The 6,775-nt window shown below is 38.4% G+C and carries 3 protein-coding genes and 4 pseudogenes; 4 read left to right on the top strand and 3 right to left on the bottom strand.

The window, feature by feature from the left end; translation table 11 throughout:
* The coding region (locus tag HWQ38_RS14660; RefSeq protein ID WP_292794687.1) for an ISAs1 family transposase at positions 1–386 on the top strand (386 nt) is incomplete at its 5' end.
* A 44-nt stretch (positions 387–430) separates the two neighbouring features.
* Here HWQ38_RS14660 and HWQ38_RS14655 read toward each other — a convergent pair.
* The 3 pseudogenes from HWQ38_RS14655 to HWQ38_RS14645 all read right to left on the bottom strand — a co-directional run.
* A pseudogene (locus tag HWQ38_RS14655) lies at positions 431–1,572 on the bottom strand (IS4 family transposase).
* Between the two features lie 132 nt (positions 1,573–1,704).
* Positions 1,705–1,881 (bottom strand): annotated as a pseudogene (locus HWQ38_RS14650) (ISAzo13 family transposase); the annotation flags it as partial.
* Positions 1,882–1,896: 15 nt separating this feature from the next.
* Positions 1,897–2,148: pseudogene (locus HWQ38_RS14645) on the bottom strand (transposase); the annotation flags it as partial.
* A gap of 614 nt (positions 2,149–2,762) precedes the next feature.
* Between HWQ38_RS14645 and HWQ38_RS14640 the strand changes: the two are divergent.
* From HWQ38_RS14640 to HWQ38_RS14630, 3 genes and pseudogenes are all read left to right on the top strand, one after another.
* Positions 2,763–3,844: pseudogene (locus tag HWQ38_RS14640) on the top strand (IS630 family transposase).
* Between the two features lie 148 nt (positions 3,845–3,992).
* Positions 3,993–6,059, top strand: coding sequence for a TOMM precursor leader peptide-binding protein (locus tag HWQ38_RS14635; protein ID WP_292794686.1), 2,067 nt, complete (start codon positions 3,993–3,995; stop codon positions 6,057–6,059).
* 230 nt (positions 6,060–6,289) lie between these two features.
* On the top strand, positions 6,290–6,580 hold the full coding sequence (locus tag HWQ38_RS14630; protein WP_292794685.1) for a hypothetical protein: 291 nt from the start codon (positions 6,290–6,292) through the stop codon (positions 6,578–6,580).
* Positions 6,581–6,775: the final 195 nt, after the last annotated feature.

Raw genomic sequence — 6,775 nt, 5'->3', positions numbered from 1 at the left:
ATTTGTGGGCAGGACTGACAACAGTAGTTATGGTAGTGCGTTCCATTCAGCATTGTAATAAGACTACCAATGAGGTGCAATTTTACATCTCTAGCCTTGCCAGTGATGCTCACAAGGTTGGTAGTGCAATTCGACAGCACTGGGGGATAGAAAACTCTGTTCATTGGACATTAGATGTCACATTCCATGAAGATAAATGCCGAATTCGTTCTCTACACAGCCCACAGAATTTTGCTTTACTACGTCGCATTGCACTCAATGCCTTAGAGCGAGAAACATCTTTTCTTCGCAGTATTCGCCAAAAGTCACGACGAGCCGCTATGAACGATCAATACATGGTTTCGGTGTTGGCAGCGGCTGTCTCAAACTCGAAAACCATACTGTAATCCACCTGTCAATAGGGTTTGAGCTTACGGGGGGACAAAAAGGGCTAGGATGCAGATAAAATAAGCTTCATAGCTCTTTCCCCTTGTTGATAATACTTACGCTTATTAGGAGCTAGTGTCATTAACTCAGCCACCAATTCATAAGAATTTTCCATGAAATTAACCCAGTTAGACCCATATAATCCAATATAAAAACTGCTATAACGGCGAATTGTCCTTAAGAATTCTTTAATTCGTCCAACATATTTTTGAACACCCATGCGTTTAATTTTTTGACCAGATATAGTTGCGCTTGTATAGGCGAGCGAGATTAATAATATTAGGGAAATTAGCCTTTGACCTGATACATTAGTATCTTCCAAGTTATAACCACCACTCTTAAAATCTCTAAACATCTCTTCAATATCAAAACGCTGTTTATAAGCAATGAGCGCTGAATCTAAATCATCTAAATTAGTCAGGATAAACCAACCTTCTTCTGGAGCAACTCCAAAGCGCTTACGTTTCCATTTACCTGCAAGATTAAAGGTAATAAATCCTGTAGATTTTGTATATTTAATACCTTGGTAAAAGAATGAAACACCAGGAGATAAACCGGAGTTTTTTAATTGCAGCCAAATTTCCGGTTCTATTTCTATGAAAGCATCTTTTTTTATACGTAAACAGAAGTACACTTTCTGATCTGTAAGCCAGTTAGCCAGTTTTATTGAACAAAATTCCCGATCTCCTAACAATACAGTTTTATAATTCTTGAAAATCGGTAATGCTTTTTTAAATACTGCTTCTTGCTCATTAAAATTACTCGAACCTAATTTGTCTAATAACTCAAAATATATTGGGATAGACCTCTTATCCAAACTACGCTGATCATTAATAAATTAATACATCCCCAGTTAGTCCTGTCTATTACTAAATAAACAACTTTATTTAAAGGAAAATATATTTCTAGCCAACTTTTAATAATTGGGAACCATATCTCTTCAATATTGATGTAATTTAAAGATAAGAAACGTTGGATTTTCTTTCTTCTACTTTCAAATAATATTGGTATAGGTAAACCAGTAGCCAATGCTTCAAGGCTTACAGTTTTTATTGATTGCAATAAATTAATCAGAATTTTTAGTAATAAATATTCTGCACGTCCCAATTCTCGCTTGAGGTTTGTTTCGTAGAATTCTGGTAACATTATCATTAAATAGAGCTTGTTGCGAATGAGGACTCTTTTTCTTTTACCACAAATTGCTACACTCTTTGCAATATAAGGATTCTAAACCATTTTGTCCCCCCGCAAGGGGTTTGAGATGCGCTAACCCTGCTGAACAATGACCTCGTGACTCGTCAACGAACAGCCTCGCCAATTCATGCTGATATGTGAAAATAACCGATGTTCAATCTTATTCCACTTGCTAGTTCCAGGAGGTAAATGACAGACAGTGATATCTAACCCTTTAAGGGTAGCAAATTTTTACAGTTCGAGTTTCCATAATCGAACACGAGTAAGGATTCAGGTCTAATAGTTAGGAAGTAGAGACGGACAAGACTGATAATTAATAGAATCGGCCAGTAGTGCTTGTACAAAGAAATCAATCACAGACCGACCTTGACGGCGACAGGTTTGCACTACCGTCAATAAATTAGCAGTGTGTTGAAACCGCTCCATTGAACGGGAACCACCACTAATCTTACGTTTTGTCACAGCTAAACGAAGTGAGCGTTCAGCCTGATTGTTATCAGGAGCAACTTCAGGGTTGTCAAGGAAATACGTGAAAGTTCAGGCAGCCGACGGCTGTTTCTAACTCCCCCCTTGTAATGATTATTATTTTTATAATGAGTGAGATTCAATTTCCCCAAAGCCCTATGTAGTTTGAGTCTTGGTGTATTTCATCCTGATTCAGGCTCGTCAATATTTAGATGCGTTTGCCTTGTATCGAAAACCACGGTAATAAGCTTTCAATTTATCACCGTATTTTCGCCGAGAGATGCTTTTTTATAAGAAGTTATGAGTTTTTATATTAGCTATTAAAATGATTTAAATAAAAATTTATGTAAAAATAATTTAGATAGGCTAGAACAAATTAATCAAACTAAAATAATAAAAATTAACTACAAGGTAACTCTGCTAAAATGACAGTTGAATTAGTAAATAAATAATTAATAAAGCTCAATACAACTTCAAATCCAATTCAACCCTTGTTATTCTGTTAAAACTATAGAAGTAGACAATGTATTTTTGTTGTCCGAAAGAGAAAAGGTCTGGTTAAGCAATCGCGTTTCTTGTAGTTTAGCTACTTTAATCTAAGTAGGTAGGCACAAAAAAACCAAGCTATGTAAAGATAAATAAATACGGAGAATGCATCTACCGAGGTAACTTAAAGTATGGGCGCTCGTCTAAGAGTATTTTTGACTCGTGAGCAAAACAAAACCTTATTAAATCTGAGAACAGCAGAAGTGTCACAGAAGGTCAAAGACAGAGCAGAAATAATTAGGCTGAACGCACATGGGTGGTACGTGGAGAAAATAGCTGCTCACTTTAATCTGACTGTTCAAACGGTGAGAGAAGTTTTGCACAAATGGGATAAATTTGGGCTGGAAGGGCTTTGGGAGCTATCAGGACGAGGAAGAAAGCCAAAATGGACTGAAGTTGACATAGTGTTTTTGGAAAAATGCCTCAAAGAAGAACCACGTACATACAATAGTCTTCAACTTACGCAAAAATTAGAACGCGATCTACGCTTCGCAGCAGCGCTTCGCTATCGCAATGTGAAACTGAGTCCCGACAGATTAAGACGGGTACTCAAAAAAAGGGGGTCAATTGGAAGCGAGCAAGGAAGAGTCACAAAGGGAAGCAAGACCCAATAGCACGAGCAAACAAGCAAGTAGACCTAGATATGTTGGAATTATCTGCTGCTGCGGGAGAAATAGACCTAAAATATTTGGATGAATCAGGGTTTTGCCTATGGAGCGAACCTGGTTATACCTATTATTTTAAGGGTGAACAAAAACGCTTAGAGCAAAAAAAACGTCGTGGTCGTAGATTAAGCATTATTGGGTTTCTTCAACCAATAATCAGTTTTGTTTACGGTCTGGTTATTGGAGGTGTCAATCGCAAATCTTACATCCATTTGATCGAGCAAGAAGCGCTTGAAGCCCAGAAGTCTGGACGCATGAGAGTAATAGTACAAGACAACGGTCCCATACATAGATGCAAGGAAGTTCAGCAGTTATGGAAAAAGTGGGAATATATGGGTTTGTACATTTTCTTTTTACCAAAGTACTGTTTTGAAATGAATCCAATTGAATTGGAGTGGCAACACTTAAAAAAAGATGAGCTATCTGGGCAAATATTTGATGATGAGTTAGACCTTGCTTATGCGGTCATTGATGGTGTTACATCTAGAGGAGAAAAAGGAAACTATAGTACGCAACGTGTAAAATTTAACTTTAATACCTCTAGTTAAGTTTTCGTTACATAGTTATAAATTTTTTCGCCTACCTACTTATGGCGATCGCAATATTGACGAAATTATTGATACCATTCAACAGTCACTACTGAAAGACCCAAAATCTTTACAGTCAGCTACCACTTTTTTCCAAGAAGTTCTCAATGTGAGTATTAAAGCCCAATATGCTTTATTAGAAATGCAACAAAAGGGCTATCTTATTCAAGAAAATAACTCTCTGGCATCGCACTTAGGCATATTCTGCCATCATCTCAATATTTCTCCCACAGTAGCCCATCAAAGATTGCGATCAACTAAAGTAGCAGTAAAAACATTAGGTTCGGTTGCTGCTGAAGACTTGATTGCTGTGCTTAAGTCTCTCCAAATTCAAGTAGCAGACGAAGGTGATTTGACAGTAGTTTTAACCGATGATTATCTCAATGTTGAGCTAGATAAGTTCAATCAACAAGCCTTAAAATCCCAATCTTCCTGGATACTGGTTAAGCCATCAGGGACAATAGTCTGGATTGGCCCTTTATTTAATCCTCAGAAAACAGGTTGTTGGAAGTGTTTAGCCCAGCGTTTGCGAGATAATAGACCGATTGAAGAGTTTATTCAGAGACAGAAGCAAATTTCTTCCCATTTAGCTACTCCTTTGGGATTTTTGCCATCTACAGTACAAACCGCTTTAGGAATGGTAGCCACAGAGGTGTTTAAGTGGATTGTCCAAGGGGAAAATCAACAATTAGAAAGCAATTTGATTGCTTACGATGCGATCGCACTGCAAACTCAAAATCATAGCTGGGTGAAGCGTCCTCAATGTTCTAGCTGTGGAGAGATGGTAAATGGGTTAACTAACAACCCCCTACCTGTTGTTTTAGAACACCGCCAGAAAACCTTTACCGTCGATGGAGGACACCGTATTTGTTCGCCACAAGAAACTCTCAGGAAATATCAACATCATATTAGCCCCATTACTGGCGTTGTGCGAGAACTAAATAAAATTCCTGGGAATGGATTAACTCATAATTACATCGCTAAACATCATTTTCTCAGTGTTTTCGACGATGTATCTAGTTTGCGCCAAAATTTGGGGGGTAGAAGTGCGGGGAAAGGTAGGACTGACTCTCAAGCGATGGCTAGTGGTTTTTGCGAAGCGATCGAGCGATATTCTGGGGTGTTTCAAGGGTATGAAATTCGAGAAAAAGCCAGTTACCAACAAATGGGGGACAAGGCGATGCATCCTAATGTTTGTATGAACTTCAGCCAACAGCAATATCAGAATAGAGAGCAATGGAATGTTGAGTGTCAAGGTTGGTTTCAAAAAGTCCCTGAACCTTTTGATGAAGAAAGAGAAATTGACTGGACTCCTGTTTGGTCTTTAACCCATCAGGAGTTTAAGTATCTGCCAACGGCTTACTGTTATTATGGCTATCAACCGGATTATAAACCCGACTGTTGGGCTGATTCTAATGGATGTGCGGCGGGTAATACTCTTGAAGAAGCTATTCTGCAAGGGTTTATGGAGTTAGTAGAGCGAGATGCTGTCGCCTTATGGTGGTATAACTCCCTGCAAAAGCCGCAAGTGGATTTAGATAGTTTCGACGAGCCTTATTTTCAAAGCTTGAAGCAATATTATCAAACTATTAATCGGGAACTTTGGGTTTTAGATATTACCAGCGATCTGAATATTCCAGTTTTTGCTGCTGTTACTCGAAGAAGCGATCGCTCTGTAGAAGATATTGTTTTGGGTTATGGCGCTCATTTAGATGCCAAGATTGCTATTAGTCGAGCCTTGACTGAAGTTAACCAAATTTTACCTAATGTTTTATTTGCCAAAGCTGATGGAAGTACTCAATATCCCCCGTCAGCAGATGGCTTGGCGGTAGATTGGTGGAAAACCGCAACTTTAAGCGAGCAACCTTATTTAGTTCCAAGCCAGAGCATTGCTGCTAGAGTCAGTGGCGATTATCGCGAAATGGCAAATGACGATTTACTCGAAGATGTCAAGCTCTGTCAACAAATCGTTGAGAACAGTGGTTTAGAAATGCTGGTTTTAGATCAGACTCGTCCCGATATTGGGCTTCACGTTGCCAAAGTCATCGTTCCGGGAATGCGCCATATGTGGAAAAGGTTAGCACCCGGACGGCTTTATGAGGTTCCTGTGAAAATGGGTTGGTTGCAAGAACCACTGACACAAGAGCAACTCAACTCTTTTCCCATGTGGATGTGAGGTTCTCCTTACTGAATGATGTTATTTTTCATGAGTTTTTCTATGAGTTCTGGGATGACTTTTATGAGTTTCACAGCTCAGAGAAAAACTAATATCAAAGGTAATTCACTGCGATTGAAGCTCACATTCTGCACCTCAAGTGTCACAAACTGAAGGAAAGAATAAAAGCTTTAGAACCGTAATTTGATGCAAATCTCAATTTTATGAATTTGAGAATTCAAGGACGATATATGACTCAAAGCAATAATAATAGCGTCAATTTTTGGACTTCATTACCTGGTATTATTACAGCATTTACAAGTCTTGTCGTAGCCCTGGGAGGAGGATTAACTTATTTTTTTAAAACTCCAATTCCATCAGGTTCCTACCAAGGTACTTGTATCAGTAGCTCTTTAAAGGGCAATACTTTGAGTGCTGAGTGTAAAGATTCTAATGGTCAATATCAAAAGACTAGTTATAAGAATTTTAAGGACTGTTCTAATGATTTAACTAACAATAATGGGACGCTGGAATGTAGATAGTTTTCGCAAAGCTACTTTTGGCTTGAACAGTCGCAAGTTGGATGATCTGACAAGGCTGAAGAATTCACATTAGGGTTCTTGATAACTTTATTTTGTCAGGACAATAACTTTCCGCAACAAGCTGATCAGATAATATCTATCGCCCAAAAATTTAGATAGATTCTGAGATGTTTGAGAAAAATAGCACTTACACAT

This window comes from Nostoc sp. NMS7, assembly GCF_017115085.1.
Taxonomy (GTDB): Bacteria; Cyanobacteriota; Cyanobacteriia; order Cyanobacteriales; family Nostocaceae; genus Nostoc.
Note: the sequence above shows the minus strand (reverse complement) of the source record. Positions and strands in the feature narration are given on the sequence as shown.

Excerpts from the sequence above, each read along its gene's own strand:
- HWQ38_RS14630 (WP_292794685.1), top strand. The coding sequence starts at position 6,290 with ATGACTCAAAGCAATAATAATAGCGTCAATTTTTGGACTTCATTACCT.